The organism is Gordonia sp. SCSIO 19800 (genome assembly GCF_018132775.1).
Taxonomy (GTDB): domain Bacteria; phylum Actinomycetota; class Actinomycetes; order Mycobacteriales; family Mycobacteriaceae; genus Gordonia; species Gordonia hongkongensis.
Genome location: NZ_JAGRQM010000063.1, coordinates 1 through 671 on the forward strand (window position 1 = coordinate 1; position 671 = coordinate 671).

Genomic DNA, 671 nt, shown 5'->3' on the forward strand with positions numbered 1-671 from the left:
GGTTGAGCCGGCAACGAGCCGCTAGGCGAGTCGCCCACCCCCGCTGGTTGAGCCGGCAACGAGCCGCTAGGCGAGTCGCCGTGTCGAAACCACCTGGCAACCCGACGAACTCAGCCATCGCCAACCCGGACGGCACCATACCGCAACGCCCAGAGCCCATTTCGTCGACAACGATGTCACTCCTGTGGAGACTCAACCGGAATTGTCGGTGGCCGGGTTTACATTGTTTTTCAACGGATCACCTGGTCGCAGCGGGTGAGTGGACAGGCGTCGGGGGGCGTGGTGAAGGCTTGGACCGATCTACCGGGCCAGTTCGTCGCCGGGGTCGATCCTGCCCACGCCGCCGAGACCGACATGGTGTTGTTGATGGCCGGCCTCGACGCCACCCGGCGCGGCGAGTCCTACCTCGCCTGGCACCAGTATCAGACGATCGCAGCGATGACCGACCGCCTGATCACCACCAGCGCGTCCGGGTTCGTGATGGACGGCCATGCCGATTGCGCGGCCCGCATCGCCCGCCAGGCCGGGGTGTCGCGACGGCATGCCGAAACCCTGATCGATGAGGCGATCGCGCTGCGGGATCGGCTCCCCGAGGTTGCCGACACCCTGCGTGACGGGGTCCTGTCGCAGTGGCAGATCCGGTTGGTCATCTCCCGCACCGAACTGATCCC

General features: G+C 66.5%; 1 protein-coding gene. It reads left to right on the forward strand.

The features are described from left to right. Nucleotides 1-282: 282 nt before the first annotated feature. Nucleotides 283-671, forward strand: a 389-nt coding sequence (locus KB201_RS24665; RefSeq protein WP_307848135.1) for a DUF222 domain-containing protein, incomplete at its 3' end; no start/stop codon positions are given.